The 17,362-nt window shown below is 57.2% G+C and carries 15 protein-coding genes and 2 tRNA genes; 1 reads left to right on the top strand and 16 read right to left on the bottom strand.

Going from position 1 to position 17,362, the window contains the following annotated elements:
* Positions 1 to 21: 21 nt before the first annotated feature.
* The 9 genes from rimP to rlmE form a co-directional block, all read right to left on the bottom strand.
* Positions 22 to 480 carry a ribosome maturation factor RimP gene (rimP, locus tag ACZRJ6_RS22575; protein ID WP_133103508.1) on the bottom strand — a complete coding sequence of 153 codons (459 nt, stop codon included), beginning with the start codon at positions 478 to 480 and terminating at the stop codon, positions 22 to 24.
* Positions 481 to 621: 141 nt separating this feature from the next.
* Positions 622 to 698 (bottom strand) — tRNA-Met (locus ACZRJ6_RS22570).
* A 96-nt stretch (positions 699 to 794) separates the two neighbouring features.
* Positions 795 to 880 (bottom strand) — tRNA-Leu (locus tag ACZRJ6_RS22565).
* Between the two features lie 29 nt (positions 881 to 909).
* Positions 910 to 1,293 (bottom strand): preprotein translocase subunit SecG, encoded by a 384-nt coding sequence (secG, locus tag ACZRJ6_RS22560; RefSeq protein ID WP_133103507.1) that lies wholly within the window; start codon positions 1,291 to 1,293, stop codon positions 910 to 912.
* Between the two features lie 4 nt (positions 1,294 to 1,297).
* Positions 1,298 to 2,053, bottom strand: coding sequence for a triose-phosphate isomerase (gene tpiA / locus ACZRJ6_RS22555; protein WP_463970172.1), 756 nt, complete (start codon positions 2,051 to 2,053; stop codon positions 1,298 to 1,300).
* Between the two features lie 66 nt (positions 2,054 to 2,119).
* Positions 2,120 to 3,457: a phosphoglucosamine mutase gene (gene glmM, locus ACZRJ6_RS22550; protein WP_463970171.1), complete on the bottom strand. Its 1,338-nt coding sequence runs from the start codon at positions 3,455 to 3,457 to the stop codon at positions 2,120 to 2,122.
* Positions 3,458 to 3,473: 16 nt separating this feature from the next.
* Entirely contained in the window at positions 3,474 to 4,325 is an 852-nt protein-coding gene (gene folP / locus ACZRJ6_RS22545) for a dihydropteroate synthase (RefSeq protein ID WP_463970170.1), read from the bottom strand.
* 8 nt (positions 4,326 to 4,333) lie between these two features.
* Positions 4,334 to 6,244, bottom strand: a complete 1,911-nt coding sequence (ftsH, locus tag ACZRJ6_RS22540) for an ATP-dependent zinc metalloprotease FtsH (protein ID WP_463970169.1) — start codon at positions 6,242 to 6,244, stop codon at positions 4,334 to 4,336.
* Between the two features lie 200 nt (positions 6,245 to 6,444).
* A complete protein-coding gene (rlmE, locus tag ACZRJ6_RS22535) occupies positions 6,445 to 7,095 on the bottom strand; it encodes a 23S rRNA (uridine(2552)-2'-O)-methyltransferase RlmE (protein WP_133103503.1) in 651 nt (216 codons plus the stop codon).
* Positions 7,096 to 7,199: 104 nt separating this feature from the next.
* Between rlmE and ACZRJ6_RS22530 the strand changes: the two genes are divergently transcribed.
* Complete coding sequence (locus ACZRJ6_RS22530; RefSeq protein ID WP_133103502.1) at positions 7,200 to 7,508, top strand: YhbY family RNA-binding protein; 309 nt, start codon at positions 7,200 to 7,202, stop codon at positions 7,506 to 7,508.
* A gap of 8 nt (positions 7,509 to 7,516) precedes the next feature.
* On the opposite strand, the gene ACZRJ6_RS22525 is transcribed toward ACZRJ6_RS22530, so the two are convergent.
* The 7 genes from ACZRJ6_RS22525 to dnaK form a co-directional block, all read right to left on the bottom strand.
* Positions 7,517 to 7,921, bottom strand: a complete 405-nt coding sequence (locus tag ACZRJ6_RS22525) for an MFS transporter (RefSeq protein ID WP_149413228.1) — start codon at positions 7,919 to 7,921, stop codon at positions 7,517 to 7,519.
* A 28-nt stretch (positions 7,922 to 7,949) separates the two neighbouring features.
* Positions 7,950 to 8,426, bottom strand: a complete 477-nt coding sequence (greA, locus tag ACZRJ6_RS22520; RefSeq protein WP_149413229.1) for a transcription elongation factor GreA — start codon at positions 8,424 to 8,426, stop codon at positions 7,950 to 7,952.
* Positions 8,423 to 11,644, bottom strand: a complete 3,222-nt coding sequence (gene carB / locus ACZRJ6_RS22515; protein ID WP_463970168.1) for a carbamoyl-phosphate synthase large subunit — start codon at positions 11,642 to 11,644, stop codon at positions 8,423 to 8,425. The genes greA and carB overlap by 4 nt, the downstream gene beginning before the upstream one ends.
* 105 nt (positions 11,645 to 11,749) lie before the next feature.
* Positions 11,750 to 12,886, bottom strand: a complete 1,137-nt coding sequence (gene carA / locus ACZRJ6_RS22510; RefSeq protein ID WP_133103498.1) for a glutamine-hydrolyzing carbamoyl-phosphate synthase small subunit — start codon at positions 12,884 to 12,886, stop codon at positions 11,750 to 11,752.
* A 259-nt stretch (positions 12,887 to 13,145) separates the two neighbouring features.
* A complete protein-coding gene (gene dapB, locus ACZRJ6_RS22505; protein ID WP_463970167.1) occupies positions 13,146 to 13,952 on the bottom strand; it encodes a 4-hydroxy-tetrahydrodipicolinate reductase in 807 nt (268 codons plus the stop codon).
* Positions 13,953 to 13,962: 10 nt separating this feature from the next.
* Positions 13,963 to 15,087, bottom strand: coding sequence for a molecular chaperone DnaJ (gene dnaJ, locus ACZRJ6_RS22500; protein ID WP_149413233.1), 1,125 nt, complete (start codon positions 15,085 to 15,087; stop codon positions 13,963 to 13,965).
* Positions 15,088 to 15,411: 324 nt separating this feature from the next.
* Complete coding sequence (gene dnaK, locus ACZRJ6_RS22495; protein ID WP_463970166.1) at positions 15,412 to 17,328, bottom strand: molecular chaperone DnaK; 1,917 nt, start codon at positions 17,326 to 17,328, stop codon at positions 15,412 to 15,414.
* Between the last annotated feature and the right edge of the window lie 34 nt (positions 17,329 to 17,362).

The raw sequence follows: 17,362 nt of genomic DNA, 5'->3' as shown, positions 1-17,362 counted from the left end.
TGGATCCGCGGGATCCGCGTCTCAGTCAAAACTGGGAATAATGTTGGCCTTGTCGATCATATCGATCGGCAACAGGAACTCATGGTCTTCTACCTGCACCACGATGTCCTGCTCTTCTACACCGCGCAGAAGGCCCTGAAAGTTGCGGCGCCCTTCAAAAGGGGAACGCAACTTGATCTTCACTTGTTCACCGGCAAATTTTGCAAACTGCTCAATAGTGAACAGTGGGCGTTCCATGCCAGGCGAGGAAACTTCAAGGGTGTATTCAACGGCGATTGGATCTTCAACATCCAGGACACCACTGATCTGACGGCTGACAATGGCACAATCGTCCACCAGCACGCCGCCCTCTTTATCGATATAAACACGCAACATTGAGTGACGACCCTGAGCCGAAAACTCAATACCCCAGCATTCATAGCCTAGGGCCACGATCACCGGGGCCAACAAGGCCTGCAACTCTTCTAGCTTGCTCGACACCTGAACCCCCTAGTGCATGTATGTGCATGCTATGCAAAATAAAAAAAATGGGCGAAACGCCCATCCTTGAAACGCCGTCGAACAGCGGCGTTGAAAGTGTCCAGCTAACAAAAAGCCCCTTAAAAGGGGCTCCGCTAAAACTGGTTGCGGGGGCCGGATTTGAACCGACGACCTTCGGGTTATGAGCCCGACGAGCTACCAGACTGCTCCACCCCGCGACAAAGCTGGGGCGGAAGTATACGACCGATCCCTTACAGGGTCAATGTAACCTTCCACCTACAAGAAAGCCCGCAACAGCGGGCTCTCCTGACAATTGGTACCGAGAAGGGGACTCGAACCCCTACACCCTATGGGCACAACCACCTCAAGGTTGCGTGTCTACCAATTCCACCACCTCGGCAATACAACATTTACAGCGTGTAACCCTTCTTACTTTTGCTCTTGAGCTGGAGGCACGTCAGTCGCTGGGGTAGCCGACTTTTGCTCTTGAAGCACCGGTACATCATCAGAAGCCGGTTTTGCTTTTGGAACTTCCAACACTGCTGGGTTTGGCAAACCTACTTGAGTCAGCACATGAGCTTTCTCTTTAGCAAAGTAACCTAACCCCAAGCTGGTTATGAAGAAACCGGCGGCAAGTATAGCAGTAAACTTACTAAGAAAGGTAGAGGAACCTTGGCTTCCGAACACAGTATTTGAAGCACCTGCCCCGAAAGACGCACCAGCGTCCGCACCTTTACCCTGCTGCAGCAATACCAGAGCAACAACGCCCAGTGCACCCAACAGATGAAAAACGACTACGACTGTTTCCAGCATTTTCTCAGTTTCCCGCGGCGCGACAAATCGCACCGAACTCATCTGCATTCAGGGAGGCTCCACCAATGAGCCCCCCATCGATATCCGGCATGCCGAACAGTTCGACCGCATTGGCCGCCTTCACGCTGCCGCCGTATAGAAGCCGCACACCTCGTGCGACCTCAGAATTCTCTGCCGCCAACTGCGCGCGGATGGCTGCGTGCACATCCTGCGCCTGTTGCGGCGAAGCAGTCAGCCCGGTACCAATGGCCCAGACCGGCTCGTAAGCAATTACTGCACTTGCAAAGGCACCGACCCCCAGCTCCTCAATGATACTGCCCAGCTGACGCCCGACAACCTCAAGAGTTTTCCCGGATTCACGCTGCTCAAGGGTCTCCCCTATGCACAGCACCGGAATCAAGCCACAAGCCTGTGCCGCTGCGAACTTGCGATTAAGTGTCCCATCACGCTCGCCCATAATCTGACGACGCTCGGAGTGCCCAACAAGCACCAGGGAACAACCCGCATCAACCAGTTGACTAGGCGCAATCTCACCAGTCAACGCACCCTGCATGGATTCCACCGCAGAGTTCTGCGCGCCGACCTGAATCGACTTGCCTTTCAAGCCATCAATCACTTGATTGATATACAAGCAAGGCGGGAATACCGCGACATCAACACCGCTAGGCAAGGCCAAATGACGAAGGCCGTTGATCAGCTCAGCGACACTGGCGCGGGTACCGTGCATTTTCCAGTTACCAGCTACCATAGTGCGACGCATGCTGTACCCCGTCGGTCAAAGTGGGCGCAGATGTTACCCAACCACACCATCACTGGCAAGCCGAATTCAGGCGCAAACTTCAGTTACCAGTTTTGCCAGCTCTTCGGCATAGCCACGAACCTGGCTTTCATCCTCACCTTCGACCATCACCCGGACCAAAGGCTCGGTGCCAGACTTGCGCAACAAGACCCGACCACGACCTGCCATGGCCGCAGTAACGCGCTCGCAGGCCTCCTTGACGGCCGGATGCTCGACAGGATTATCACCGCCCGCAAAACGGACGTTAAGCAGCACTTGCGGGCACTTGCGCAGCGCCTGGCGCGCCTGAGCGAGGCTTTCTTCGCGACGTCGCAATGCCAGCAGCACTTGCAGCGCCGCAATGATCGCATCGCCGGTAGTGGTGTGCTGGAAACACACTATATGCCCGGAGTTTTCCCCACCCACCTGCCAGTTACGCTCCAGCAGGTCAGCGATCACGTAACGGTCACCAACATTGGCGCGCACAAACGGAATACCCAGATCTGCCAGCGCCAACTCCAGCCCCAGATTACTCATCAAGGTACCGACAACGCCGCCCTGGAGCTTATTACGCTCATGCAAGTCGCGAGCGATGATAAACAACAGGTCATCACCGTCGACAATGGCGCCAGTGTGATCGACCATCAATACTCGATCACCATCACCATCGAAAGCGATACCCAGGTCGGCGTGCTCGGCCAATACTGCCGCCTGCAACTGCCCCATATGGGTCGAGCCACAGTTGTCGTTGATGTTCAAGCCGTTAGGCTGAGCCGACAGCACCGTCACGTGCGCGCCAAGCTCCTTGAATACACTGGGAGCCACCTTGTAAGTCGCACCATGAGCGCAGTCGATGACGATTTTCAGGCCAGCAAAATTGGTACTGCTCGGTACGCTGCTTTTGCAAAACTCGATGTAACGGCCAGAGGCGTCGTTAATCCGCGAGACCTTGCCCAATTTGCTCGACTCGACGACGGTCATCGGCGCATCCAACAGCTCTTCGATCATATGCTCGATCTCGTCCGGCAGCTTGGTGCCCTGGCCCGAGAAGAACTTGATGCCATTGTCGTCATGGGGATTGTGCGAGGCACTGATCACGATACCGGCTTCAGCGTGAAAGGTACGCGTCAGGTAAGCGATCGCCGGCGTAGGCATGGGCCCCAGCAGCATCACATCGGCCCCAGCGGCGGACAGGCCCGCCTCCAGCGCGGACTCAAACATGTAACCCGAGATCCGCGTGTCCTTGCCCACCAGGATGCGGCACGCACCCATGCTGCGGAACGCCATCCCGGCGGCCCAGCCGAGCTTGAGCATGAAATCCGGAGTAATCGGAAACTCACCAACCCGACCGCGAATGCCATCGGTGCCAAAGTATTTTTTAGTCATAAGTGCTCCATCATTCTTATTCGGCTGATTCAACCGCTGCAATCATCCGCACCACATCTACCGTCTCGGCTACGTCATGCACACGCAAGATACGCGCACCCTTGACTACGGCAAGCGCCGCGAGAGCCAGGCCGCCATGCAGCCGCTCTCCTACCGGACGATTCAACGCCAGACCTATCATGCTCTTGCGCGAAACCCCAACCAACAGGGGGCGACCAAGGGCATGCAGGGATTCCATATGCTTGAACAGACTTAAGTTGTGTTGCAGTGTTTTGGCAAAACCAAACCCCGGATCGAGAATAATCCGCTCAGGGGCGATCCCGGCTGCGGCGCATTGGGCAATACGCTCGGCAAGAAACTCAGCCACTTCCCCGACAAGGTTGTCGTAATGCGGGTCGTCCTGCATGGTCCCCGGCTCATCGCGCATGTGCATGAGGCACACCGGCAGCCCAGTCGCAGCGGCCGCATCAAGGGCACCATCACGCTGCAAGGACCTTACATCATTGATCAACCCTGCCCCCAACCTCGCTGTTTCGCGCATGACGGCCGGCGTCGACGTATCCACCGAAATGATCACGTCCAACTCGCGATGAATGCGCTCAACAATCGGCGCGACGCGCTCCAATTCCTCCAAGGGAGAAACTGCACGGGCGCCGGGACGAGTTGACTCACCACCAACATCAATCAGAGTGGCACCCGCAGCAACCATCGCCTCGGCATGACGCAATGCCGCATCAAGCTGACTAAAGCGACCACCGTCGGAGAACGAGTCGGGAGTTACATTGAGAATGCCCATGACATGCGTATGGGACAAATCAAGAACCCGACTGCCGCAAGGCAACCGGGTTGAGGACAACACAGAAGTCATTTCAAACCTTAATGATCAGCAGCCGGGCCGCCGATCGGGGTTTCAGGGCGTTCGTCCTGTACAACCGGCGGTGTACCCGAAGTGCCCGAACCACCCTCCCAATCGCGAGGCTCGCGAGGAGTGCGACCAGCCATGATATCGTCGATCTGCTCGGCATCGATGGTCTCGTACTTCATCAAGGCATCAGCCATGGCGTCGAGCTTGTCCCGGTTATCCGTAAGGATCTGCTTGGCCGTACCATAGCATTGGTCAATGATACTGCGCACTTCGGAGTCGATCAGCTTGGCGGTCTCACCGGAGAAACTTGCACCTTGACCGCCACCACCACGACCCATGAACACTTCGCCTTCATCCTCGGCATACATCAAGGGACCAAGCTTTTCCGAAAGACCCCATTTGGTCACCATGTTCCGCGCAATCTGGCTGGCGCGCATGATGTCGTTGGAGGCACCCGTGGTGACACCGTCGAAGCCCAAGGTCATCTCTTCAGCAATCCGGCCGCCATACAGCGAACATATCTGGCTGATCAAGGCACGCTTGGAGAGGCTGTAGCGATCCTCTTCCGGCAGGAACATGGTGACACCCAGCGCCCGACCGCGAGGAATGATCGATACCTTGTAAACCGGGTCATGCTCAGGCACAACGCGCCCCACAATGGCGTGACCAGCTTCGTGATAAGCGGTGTTGCGCTTCTCTTTCTCAGACATGACCATGGATTTGCGCTCGGCGCCCATCATGATCTTGTCTTTCGCCAACTCGAACTCTTTCATTTCAACAACGCGCTTGCCGGTACGTGCGGCAAACAACGACGCCTCGTTCACCAGGTTGGCCAAGTCAGCGCCGGAGAAGCCTGGGGTACCACGGGCAATTACGGCCGGAGCCACGTCGTCGCCCATCGGCACTTTGCGCATGTGCACTTTCAGAATTTGTTCGCGACCACGGATATCTGGCAGACCAACTACGACTTGACGGTCGAAACGACCTGGACGCAGCAACGCCGGGTCAAGTACGTCAGGACGGTTGGTAGCCGCGATAACGATGATGCCGTCATTCATTTCAAAGCCGTCCATCTCAACCAGCAACTGGTTAAGGGTCTGCTCACGCTCATCATGACCGCCGCCCATGCCGGCGCCACGATGGCGACCAACGGCGTCGATTTCATCGATGAAGATGATGCACGGAGCGTGCTTCTTGGCCTGTTCGAACATGTCACGAACACGGCTGGCGCCAACACCGACAAACATCTCGACGAAGTCAGAACCGGAAATGGTGAAGAAAGGTACTTTGGCTTCACCAGCAATGGCCTTGGCCAACAGGGTTTTACCCGTACCTGGAGGGCCCACCATCAGCACGCCGCGAGGAATACGGCCGCCCAGGCGCTGGAACTTGCCCGGATCACGCAGGAACTCAACCAGCTCGCCCACTTCTTCCTTGGCTTCGTCACAACCAGCAACATCACCCAAGGTGGTCTTCACCTGATCTTCGGAGAGCAGGCGCGCCTTGCTCTTGCCGAAGCTCATCGGCCCGCCCTTGCCTCCCGCACCACCTTGCATCTGGCGCATGAAGAACATGAACACGGCGATAATCACCAGGATCGGGAAGCTGGCCACCAGGAGCTGGGTCCAGATGCTTTGCTGTTCAGGCTGTTTGCCTTCAACGACTACGTGGTTATCCACCAGGTCGCCGATCAGGCCATTGTCCTGGATTGCCGGACGAATGGTCTTGAAGCTGTCGCCATCGCTGCGCTTGCCGGTAATCACGTAGCCATCAACCGCTACGCGCTCGACCTTGCCATCCTTAACTTGCTGGATGAAGTCGGAATAGTTGAGGGTCTGCGGCTCGTTAGGGCTGGAGAAGTTGTTCATCACCGTCACCAGGACAGCCGCGATGATCAACCACAGGATCAGATTCTTTGCCATATCGTTCAATTAACTACCCTCTGAAGCAAGCTCCGCTACTGGCGCGTGCTTCGCATGATATTCATCGGCCTAACTTACTACATTACCGACAACTCTGGCAGGCGCCGTCTGTAACCCTTTGTGAAACTTTGACTACACAATATTCGTAAAGCTTCGTGACGAAAGCGATATAAAAAAACCTATCGACTCCCTTCAATCTCTCAAAAACGCTCATCGCTGGCAGCGCCTTCAATGCCACGGAAACCGCGACCCAGCAAATACTGCTCGCGGGACCTGCCCCGTGAAGAGTCAGGCTTGCGCGTCTGCACCTTATCGAACAGCTTGCGGATGTTTTTGTGGTATTCGTCGAAGCCTTCACCCTGGAAGACCTTGACCAGAAAATCACCACCAGGACGCAAAACCCGACCAGCCAGGTCCAATGCCAACTCGCAAAGGAACATCGCTCGCGGCATATCCACGGCTGGTAATCCACTCATATTGGGGGCCATATCGGAAATCACAAGGTCTACCTGCGATTTTCCAACGGCTTCGAGAATCTGCGCCAGCACGGCGTCCTGGGTAAAGTCACCATGGACGAAGGTCACATCCGGGATGCTGTCCATTTCCAGAATATCGGAAGCGATCAAACGACCCTGCCCACCAATCAGACGACTGGTCACCTGGGACCAGCCACCGGGGGCTGCGCCAAGATCGATAACGCTCATGCCAGGGCGGATCAACTTGTCCTTTTCCTGGATCTCCAGCAGCTTGTAACTGGCCCGGGAACGGTAGCCATCCTTTTGCGCCATTTTGACGTAAGGGTCGTTGAAATGCTCTTGCAGCCACTTAAGGCTAGTTTTGGAACGGGCCACGGGCCACCTCAAAAATAAACGGGTCGTGATTAACTGGGCGGTCCCGGACTCGCTCGGGTAAACTGGCCGCCGCTTTTTACAAGATCAGACACAGGGGTCAGATTATGCCGCTCACTCAAGAGCAGAAGAAACAGTACAAATCCATTGGCCACCATCTGAAACCAGTTTTGACTGTGGCTGACAACGGTTTGACTGAAGGTGTGTTAACCGAACTTGAACGCGCATTGGGCGATCACGAACTAATCAAGATCAAGGTCAGCATCCTTGATCGCGAGGCGCGCCTGGCGGCCATTGCAGAACTCTGCAAGGCCGGCAAAGCGGACCTGGTTCAGGTCATCGGCAAAATGGCACTGTTGTATCGCAGGAACTTCAGCGCCAACAAGCAACTGTCGAACGTCCATCGTTTCAAATGATACAAGGGTTAAGGGCGCGCTTCGCGCGCCCTGCCGCTCCACCCCGGCGCCGGTTGCACAACCAGCACCAAGCCGGAGAACCCTAGCACAAGATAGCTGAACAGCTGCCAGCGCAACGCTTCCGGCAGAAACATGCGCACCAAGCAATACATTGCGCACGCATACAACGCCATCAACAGCAGTTGCCCGCGAATATCCCGCCACAAACTCCCCAAGCCTTCGGCCTCGATCAGCACCAGCGCCTGAAGCGTCACGCACGCCGCTGCAAAACCCACCAGCAGCGCACTCAATAATCCGCCGACCTCATCAATCAGCAACGGCGCCAGACCAATCAGGCCCAACACCGGTAAGACACCAATATGCAACAGCCACAGGCCGCCGACCCAGAGCATCTGGGCCAACTGCCAGAGCATGGCGCCCGCACGTAGCGGGCGCCGCCTCTCAGATGTGACGAACTTCGACAATCTCGTACTCGATCACGCCACCAGGCGTCTTGACGGCCACCACATCACCCTCTTCCTTGGCAATCAAGGCGCGGGCCAGTGGCGAACCGACGGAGATCTTGCCGAGTTTGAAGTCAGCCTCGTCCTCACCCACGATGTGGTAGGTCACGCGCTCATCAGTCTCGACGTTGGCGATTTCCACGGTCGTACCAAAAATCACCTTGCCGGTGCGCGGGATGGTCGTGACATCAATGATCACCGCGTTCTGCATGCGGCCTTCGATGTCACGGATCCGAGCCTCGACCATACCTTGCTGCTCACGAGCGGCGTGGTATTCGGCGTTTTCCTTCAGGTCACCCAATTCGCGGGCGGTCCCGATGTCCTGACTCAGCTTCGGACGGACAACCTTGGTCAGATGAGCGTGTTCTTCTTCCAGGGCCTTGGCGCCCTGGACTGTCATTGGGTACTTGATCATGCCTTCAATCCTGCGTGTAGATCCTGCAAGCGGCGCACAGTCTTTTCTGGACCAAACTTGAGCGCTTCACAGATAGCTTCGCCAGCAGCAATAGTGGTGGTGCAATAGATTTTGTGCTGCAAGGCGTTACGACGAATGGAGTAGGAGTCCGCAATCGACTGGCGACCTTCGGTGGTGTTGATGATCAGAGTGACTTCGTCATTCTTGATCATGTCGACCACGTGTGGACGGCCTTCAGTCACCTTGTTCACGCGACGCACTTTCAGGCCTGCCGCCTCGATCAGCTTGGCAGTCCCGGCAGTAGCCACGATTTCAAAGCCCAAGTTGATCAGATCACGGGCCACGCCTGCAACCAGCGGCTTGTCATCATCACGCACGCTGATGAAGGCAGTACCGCCGATCGGCAGCACTTCGCTGGCGCCCATCTGGGCCTTGGCGAACGCTTCACCGAAGGTGTCGCCCACACCCATCACTTCACCGGTGGACTTCATCTCTGGGCCCAGGATCGGGTCCACGCCAGGGAATTTGGCGAATGGGAACACCGCCTCTTTCACACTGTAGAAGTTCGGAATGATTTCCTTGGTGAAGCCGATTTCCTTCAAGGTCTTACCGGCCATCACACGTGCGGCAATCATTGCCAGGGAAACACCGATGCACTTGGAAACAAACGGCACAGTACGGGAAGCACGCGGGTTGACTTCGATGACGTAGATGTCTTCGCCTTGCAGCGCCAACTGTACGTTCATCAGGCCGACCACACCCAGCTCCAGGGCCATTTTCTTAACCTGTTCGCGCATCTCGTCCTGGATGTGCGCTGGCAGCGAATACGGCGGCAGCGAGCAAGCGGAGTCACCCGAGTGAACACCCGCTTGTTCGATGTGCTGCATGATCGCGCCGATCACTACGTCGGTACCGTCGCAGACCGCATCCACGTCCATTTCGATGGCGCAGTTGAGGAAGTGGTCCAGCAGCACCGGGCTGTCGTTGGAGACTTTCACCGCATCGCGCAGGTAACGCTTGAGTTCTTCTTCCTCGTAGACGATTTCCATCGCCCGGCCGCCCAGTACGTAGGAGGGACGCACCACCAGTGGGTAACCGATCTTGCTGGCTGCACGGATGGCTTCGTCTTCGCTGCGTACGGTGGAGTTTGGCGGTTGACGCAAGTTCAGGCGCTCGACCATCTGCTGAAAGCGCTCACGGTCTTCGGCACGGTCAATGGCGTCAGGGCTGGTACCGATGATCGGTACGCCGGCCTCTTCCAGGGCACGAGCCAATTTCAGCGGAGTTTGGCCGCCGTACTGGACGATCACGCCTTTTGGCTTCTCTACACGAACGATTTCCAGCACGTCTTCCAGGGTCACTGGTTCGAAGTACAGGCGATCCGAGGTGTCGTAGTCAGTGGAAACGGTTTCCGGGTTGCAGTTGACCATGATGGTCTCGTAACCATCTGCGCGCAGGGCCAGTGCCGCGTGTACGCAGCAGTAATCGAACTCGATGCCCTGACCGATACGGTTGGGACCACCGCCAAGGATCATGATCTTGTCGCGGCCCGACGGTGCAGCTTCGCACTCTTCCTCGTACGTCGAGTAGAGATAAGCGGTGTCGGTGGCAAACTCGGCGGCGCAGGTGTCAACGCGCTTGTAGACCGGGTACACCTCAAGCTTGTGACGGTGGCGACGCAGGCTTTTCTCGGTGACACCCAGCAGCTTGGCCAGGCGCATATCGGAGAAGCCCTTGCGCTTGAGCTTGTACATCATGTCGCGGTCGATGCTGGCCAGACCCAGGGTCTTGACCTTCTCTTCGTCCTTGATCAGGTCTTCGATCTGTACCAGGAACCATGGGTCGATCATGTTCATGCCGAAGATCTCTTCGACGGTCATGCCGGCGCGGAAGGCGTCAGCCACGTACCAGATACGCTCGGCGCCCGGCACGGTCAGCTCGCGCTTGAGCACGCTCATGCTTTCCGGATTGCTCAGGTCGAGCTTCTCGTCCAGGCCGCAAACGCCCACTTCCAGGCCGCGCAGGGCTTTCTGCAGGGATTCCTGGAAGGTCCGACCGATGGCCATGACTTCACCCACCGACTTCATCTGGGTGGTCAGGCGAGCGTCGGCTTTCGGGAATTTTTCGAAGGCAAAGCGCGGTAGCTTGGTCACGACATAGTCGATGGACGGCTCAAAGGACGCCGGGGTCTTGCCGCCGGTGATGTCGTTCGACAGCTCGTCCAGGGTATAACCCACAGCCAGCTTGGCCGCGATCTTGGCAATCGGGAAGCCAGTGGCCTTCGAAGCCAGGGCCGAAGAACGCGAAACACGCGGGTTCATCTCGATCACGACCATACGGCCGGTGTTCGGGCAGATACCGAATTGAACGTTGGAGCCACCAGTTTCCACGCCGATCTCGCGCAGTACCGCCAGGGAGGCGTTACGCAGGATCTGGTATTCCTTGTCGGTCAGGGTTTGTGCAGGAGCCACGGTGATCGAATCACCAGTGTGCACACCCATCGGGTCAAAGTTTTCAATGGAGCAAACGATGATGCAGTTGTCCTTTTTGTCGCGGACAACCTCCATCTCGTATTCTTTCCAGCCGATCAAGGATTCGTCGATCAGCAGCTCTTTGGTCGGCGACAGGTCCAGACCACGAGCGCAGATTTCTTCGAACTCTTCACGGTTGTAAGCGATACCGCCACCGGTACCGCCCATGGTGAAGGACGGACGAATGATGCACGGGAAGCCAAGCTTCTCGAGGACCACATTGGCCTCTTCCATGTTGTGGGCGATACCCGAGCGCGGGCAATCAAGGCCGATGGACTTCATCGCCTTGTCGAAACGCGAACGGTCTTCAGCCTTGTCGATGGTGTCGGCATTGGCACCGATCATCTCTACGCCGAACTTTTCCAGAACGCCTTCGCGCTCCAGGTCCAGGGCGCAGTTCAGTGCAGTCTGGCCGCCCATGGTTGGCAGCAGTGCGTCTGGACGCTCTTTTTCGATAATCTTGGCAACGGTCTGCCACTTGATCGGCTCGATATAGGTGGCGTCGGCCATGTCCGGATCGGTCATGATGGTGGCTGGGTTGGAGTTCACCAGGATGACGCGGTAACCCTCCTCGCGCAGGGCTTTACAGGCCTGGGCGCCGGAGTAGTCGAATTCGCAGGCCTGGCCGATCACGATCGGGCCAGCGCCGAGAATCAGGATGCTTTTTATGTCTGTACGTTTTGGCATGGGTTTGTCACTCAAATCCGCAGGTCAGTCGGCAAGCCGTCTTGAACAATCCTTGAAGAGCCTGAGGGGGCCGCCGGTTTCCCGTGCCACCCTCAGGCCACTCACTTAGCGTCGCTTGGCCATCTCATTGATGAAACGGTCGAACAGCGGCGCTACGTCGTTCGGGCCCGGGCTTGCTTCAGGGTGGCCCTGGAAGCTGAACGCGCTCTTGTCTGTGCGTTCGATACCTTGCAGGGAGCCGTCGAACAGCGACTTGTGAATCGCCCGGACGTTGCCCGGCAAGGTCGCTTCATCCACCGCAAAACCGTGGTTCTGGCTGGTGATCATGACGACGCCGGTATCCAGGTCCTGCACCGGGTGGTTGGCACCGTGATGGCCGTGCCCCATTTTTAGGGTCTTGGCACCGGAGGCCAGGGCCAACAGCTGGTGACCCAGGCAAATGCCGAATACCGGAATCTCGGTCTCCAACACGTCCTTAATGGCCTGAATCGCGTAGTCGCAAGGCTCCGGGTCACCCGGGCCGTTGGACAGGAACACACCGTCCGGCTGCAAGGCCAGTACGTCGCTGGCCGGGGTTTGCGCCGGCACCACGGTCACGCGGCAACCGCGCTCGACCAGCATGCGCAAGATGTTGTGCTTGATACCGTAGTCGTAAGCCACTACGTGATACGGCAGCTCGGAGGCTTCGATGGTGGCATGGCTGTCGGTCTTCAAGTCCCAGACAGTGGAGCGCCACTCGTACTTTTCCTTGGTACTGACAACTTTCGCCAGGTCCATGCCTTTCAGGCCAGGGAAACCTTGCGCCGCGGCAATCGCTGCTGCTTCGGAAATATTGTCACCGGCCATGATGCAGCCGCTCTGCGAGCCCTTTTCACGCAGGATGCGTGTCAGGCGACGCGTATCAATACCTGCGATCGCCACTACGTTGTTGGCTTTCAGGTAATCGGACAGGGACATCGTGCTACGCCAGTTGCTCGCAACCAGTGGCAGGTCACGAATCACCAGACCGGCCGACCAGACACGATCAGACTCGGCATCTTGCGGCGTAGTGCCGGTATTACCGATGTGCGGATAGGTCAGGGTAACGATCTGTTGGGCGTAGGAAGGATCGGTAAGGATTTCCTGATAGCCGGTCATGGCGGTGTTGAACACCACCTCTCCAACGGTCTGACCGTCGGCTCCAATGGCTTCGCCGCGAAAAATGCTGCCATCAGCAAGGGCGAGTATGGCTGGCTTAGTCAAGAAGACCTCCCGTAAATAAAGCCTGAAAGGGCGATCGCAGGTTGCAAAAAAGCGGAGTGACGTATGGACACGTCACCCCGCTTCTTCACTGAATTATTCTGCGCGCTTTTAGTGGACACACTAAAGCTGTAGCTTACAGAAAAAGGCTTTTTTGGTCCACCGCTAATGAGCCTTAAAGGCAGGGGAATGCGACAGGACGTCGCTTAGCGGGTAAAAACAGAGCCCTAGGTTAATGCCTGAGCCCTGTTTTAGCTACTGCTTAACGCAGTTCAAGCACATCTTGCATGTCGTACAGGCCAGGCTCACGACCGTCCAGCCACAACGCCGCACGCACCGCACCCTTGGCGAAAGTCATACGACTGGAAGCCTTGTGCGTGATCTCAAGGCGCTCACCCTCTGCCGCGAACAACACCGTGTGATCACCCACCACATCACCGCCGCGAACGGTAGCAAAGCCGATGGTTTCACGATCGCGCACGCCGGTATGGCCTTCGCGGCCATACACCGCCACTTTCGACAGATCACGGCCAAGCGCATCGGCGATCACTTCACCCATGCGCATCGCCGTACCCGACGGCGCATCGACCTTGTGCCGGTGATGAGCTTCGATAATTTCGATGTCCGCATCATCACCCAACACACGAGCTGCCATGTCGAGCAACTTCAGCGACAGATTGACACCAACACTGAAGTTGGCAGCAAACACAATCGGGATATCCTTACCCGCAGCAACCAACAGCTGCTTTTGCTCGGCATTCAAGCCGGTGGTGCCAATGACCATGGCCTTGCCCGCCTTGCGGCAGAACGCCAGGTTTTTCAGCATCACCTCTGGAAGCGTGAAATCGATCAACACATCGAACTCATCAATAACCTTTTCCAGGCTACCGGACAACGACACACCGATCCTGCCCAGCGATGCCAACTCACCGGCATCGGCGCCGATCAGTGTGCTGCCCGGCCGAACGATCGCCGCCGTCAGACCCGACAGAGGCGAGCGCTGCTGCACCGCCTCAACCAGGTTCTTGCCCATGCGTCCGGCCGCGCCCATCACAGCTATACGTCGCATACTCACGTCCTTACAGGTCGCCGAAGAAGCGCTTCACGCCTTCGAACCAGCCAGCAGTCTTGGGCGAATGAGTGTCATCGCCCGCCAGGGAACTGCGCAACTCTTCCAGCAGCTCGCGCTGACGACGACCCAGGTTAACCGGCGTCTCTACCGCCACACGACACATCAAGTCGCCAGCACCACCACCGCGCACCGGCGCAACGCCTTTGCCACGGATACGGAACTGCTTGCCGGTCTGCGTACCCTCGGGAATCTTGAGTTTGACCCGACCATCCAGCGTCGGAATCTCCAACTCACCACCCAGAGCCGCATCGACGAAGCTGATCGGCACTTCACAAAACAGATGTTTACCGTCGCGCTGGAAGATAGCGTGCTCGCGCACATTGATCACCACGTACAGGTCGCCCGCCGGACCACCTTGAGCGCCCGCCTCACCCTCACCCGACAGGCGAATGCGGTCACCAGTATCAACACCCGATGGCACTTTCACCGAAAGGGTCTTGTACTCTTCGACACGGCCTTCACCGTGGCAGGAGTCGCACGGATCGGAAATGATCTTGCCCTGGCCATGGCAGCGCGGGCAGGTTTGCTGCACCGAGAAGAAGCCTTGCTGCATGCGTACCTGACCGATACCACCACAGGTCGGGCAAGTGATCGGCGAGGAGCCTTTCTTGGCGCCCGCCCCGTCGCACGGCTTGCAGTTGACCAGTGTCGGCACACGGATATTGACGCTGGTGCCACGCACTGCTTCTTCGAGGTTCAGCTCAAGGGTGTAGCGCAGGTCGCTACCACGCTGGGCACCGCCACGCTGACCGCCACGACCACCACCAAAGAAGTCACTGAACACGTCGCCAAAAATATCGGAGAAGTTCTGGCCGCCAAAACCGGCACCGCCGCCACCCATGCTTGGATCAACACCAGCGTGGCCATACTGATCGTAGGCCGCCCGCTTGTTTGGATCACACAGGCACTCGTAGGCCTCGTTGGCCTCTTTGAACAAGTCTTCGGATTCTTTGTTATCCGGATTACGGTCCGGGTGGTGCTTCATCGCCAGGCGACGGTAAGCCTTTTTCAGGTCCGCCTCGCTGGAACCGCGCTCCACACCCAACACTATGTAATAGTCACGCTTTGCCATAAGTCTTTGCACTCTTAAGGACGTTCGGCAAACCCCTCCTGAGCCTCGCCAAACTCGTTGAGCCCCAATACAGGCCCGGACCCAACTCACGTCAATTCAACGATCCTGGTCTTAAATGTTTTCAGCCAGGAACCCGGCCAAAAAAGCGGCGACTGTCGCTCGGAAAGCAGGAGCATCCCCGATCACACCGCCAGCATCCGAACGCTGTCGCATGCTGTAAAAATTCGCGTGCCCCAGACACGCCAACGCGGGAGCAAGCTCCCGCGCGGCGACATCCTACCAGTCACCGCCTGAAAGCGGTCAACCGGCCGACCAACTTACTGCTTACTTGTTTTCTTTGACTTCTTCGAACTCGGCATCGACAACATCGTCGTGCTTGGCTTCAGGCTCTGCTTGCTGCCCAGCGCCATCAGCCGGCTGGCCTTGCTCGGCATACATCTTCTGAGCCACTGGCGCGGAGACCTTCGACAGCTCCTCAACCTTGGCTTCGATAGCAGCCTTGTCGTCGCCTTTTACGGCGGCTTCCAGGGCAACTACAGCAGCTTCGATCGCAGTTTTCTCTTCGCCAGTCACTTTGTCGCCAGCGTCAGCGACCATTTTGCGAGTCGAGTGAACCAGTGCATCACCCTGGTTACGGGCAGCTGCCAACTCTTCGAACTTGCGATCTTCCTCGGCGTTGGTTTCAGCATCGCGAATCATCTGCTGAATTTCTTCCTCGGACAGACCGGAGTTGGCCTTGATCACGATCGACTGAGTCTTGCCGGTGGCCTTGTCTTTGGCGCCTACGTGCAGAATGCCGTTGGCGTCGATGTCGAAGGTCACTTCAATTTGTGGCACACCACGTGGTGCTGGTGGAATCTCGGCCAGGTCGAACTTGCCCAGGGACTTGTTCTGACCAGCTTGCTTACGCTCACCTTGCAGCACGTGAATGGTCACGGCGCCTTGGTTGTCGTCGGCAGTCGAGAACACTTGCGATTTCTTGGTAGGAATCGTGGTGTTTTTCTCGATCAGCGCAGTCATCACGCCGCCCATGGTTTCGATACCCAGGGTCAACGGGCTTACGTCCAGCAGCAGAACGTCTTTCACGTCGCCGGCCAATACCGCACCCTGGATGGCAGCACCCATGGCAACCGCTTCGTCCGGGTTGACGTCTTTACGCGCTTCTTTACCGAAGAACTCGGTCACCAGCTTCTGAACCAGTGGCATACGGGTCTGACCGCCGACCAGGATCACATCGTCGATCTTGCCAACGTCGATACCCGAGTCTTTCAGAGCAATGCGGCAAGGCTCGATGGTGCGTTGAACCAGGTCTTCAACCAGCGATTCCAGCTTGGCGCGGGAAATCTTCACGTTCAAGTGCTTAGGACCGGTGGCGTCTGCAGTGATGTACGGCAGGTTCACGTCAGTCTGCAGGCTCGAAGACAGTTCGATCTTGGCCTTCTCAGCAGCTTCCTTCAGGCGCTGCATCGCCAGCGGGTCACCCTTGAGGTTCATGCCGCTTTCTTTCTTGAATTCGTCAACGAGGTAGTCGATCAGACGAATGTCGAAGTCTTCACCACCCAGGAACGTGTCACCGTTGGTGGCCAACACTTCGAACTGGTGCTCGCCATCAACTTCAGCGATTTCGATCACGGAAACGTCGAAAGTACCGCCACCCAGGTCGTAAACGATCACAGTGTGGTCGCCCCGAGCCTTGTCCATGCCGTAAGCCAGAGCGGCTGCGGTTGGTTCGTTGATGATACGTTTTACGTCCAGGCCAGCAATACGGCCAGCATCTTTGGTCGCCTGACGCTGACTGTCGTTGAAGTAGGCCGGAACGGTAATGACCGCTTCAGTCACGGCTTCACCGAGGTAGTCTTCGGCGGTCTTCTTCATCTTTTTCAAGATTTCAGCCGAGATTTGTGGCGGCGACATTTTCTGGCCGTTTACTTCAACCCAGGCGTCACCGTTGTCAGCCTTGGCGATTTTGTAAGGGACCATCTTGATGTCTTTCTGTACGACTTCTTCGTCGAACTTACGACCGATCAGACGCTTCACCGCGTACAGGGTGTTATGCGGATTGGTCACAGCCTGACGCTTGGCGGACTGGCCCACCAGGATTTCGCCGTCGCTGGCATAAGCCACGATGGACGGAGTGGTGCGCGCGCCTTCGGCGTTTTCAATAACTTTGGATACGCCGTTTTCCAGCACGGAGACGCAGGAGTTGGTAGTCCCCAGGTCGATACCGATAATTTTGCCCATGATTTACTCTCCCGAAACTTTGGATTTGGTTGCC

Source organism: Pseudomonas sp. C321 (assembly GCF_055407105.1).
This window is presented reverse-complemented; position numbering and strand designations above follow the sequence as displayed.

Coding starts and splice junctions, on each gene's coding strand:
- folP (WP_463970170.1), bottom strand. CDS start 4,325: ATGACTTCTGTGTTGTCCTCAACCCGGTTGCCTTGCGGCAGTCGGGTT.
- secG (WP_133103507.1), bottom strand. CDS start 1,293: ATGCTGGAAACAGTCGTAGTCGTTTTTCATCTGTTGGGTGCACTGGGC.
- dnaK (WP_463970166.1), bottom strand. CDS start 17,328: ATGGGCAAAATTATCGGTATCGACCTGGGGACTACCAACTCCTGCGTC.
- dnaJ (WP_149413233.1), bottom strand. CDS start 15,087: ATGGCAAAGCGTGACTATTACATAGTGTTGGGTGTGGAGCGCGGTTCC.
- tpiA (WP_463970172.1), bottom strand. CDS start 2,053: ATGCGTCGCACTATGGTAGCTGGTAACTGGAAAATGCACGGTACCCGC.
- ACZRJ6_RS22530 (WP_133103502.1), top strand. CDS start 7,200: ATGCCGCTCACTCAAGAGCAGAAGAAACAGTACAAATCCATTGGCCAC.
- carB (WP_463970168.1), bottom strand. CDS start 11,644: ATGCCAAAACGTACAGACATAAAAAGCATCCTGATTCTCGGCGCTGGC.
- glmM (WP_463970171.1), bottom strand. CDS start 3,457: ATGACTAAAAAATACTTTGGCACCGATGGCATTCGCGGTCGGGTTGGT.
- greA (WP_149413229.1), bottom strand. CDS start 8,426: ATGATCAAGTACCCAATGACAGTCCAGGGCGCCAAGGCCCTGGAAGAA.
- ACZRJ6_RS22525 (WP_149413228.1), bottom strand. CDS start 7,921: ATGCTCTGGCAGTTGGCCCAGATGCTCTGGGTCGGCGGCCTGTGGCTG.
- dapB (WP_463970167.1), bottom strand. CDS start 13,952: ATGCGACGTATAGCTGTGATGGGCGCGGCCGGACGCATGGGCAAGAAC.
- ftsH (WP_463970169.1), bottom strand. CDS start 6,244: ATGGCAAAGAATCTGATCCTGTGGTTGATCATCGCGGCTGTCCTGGTG.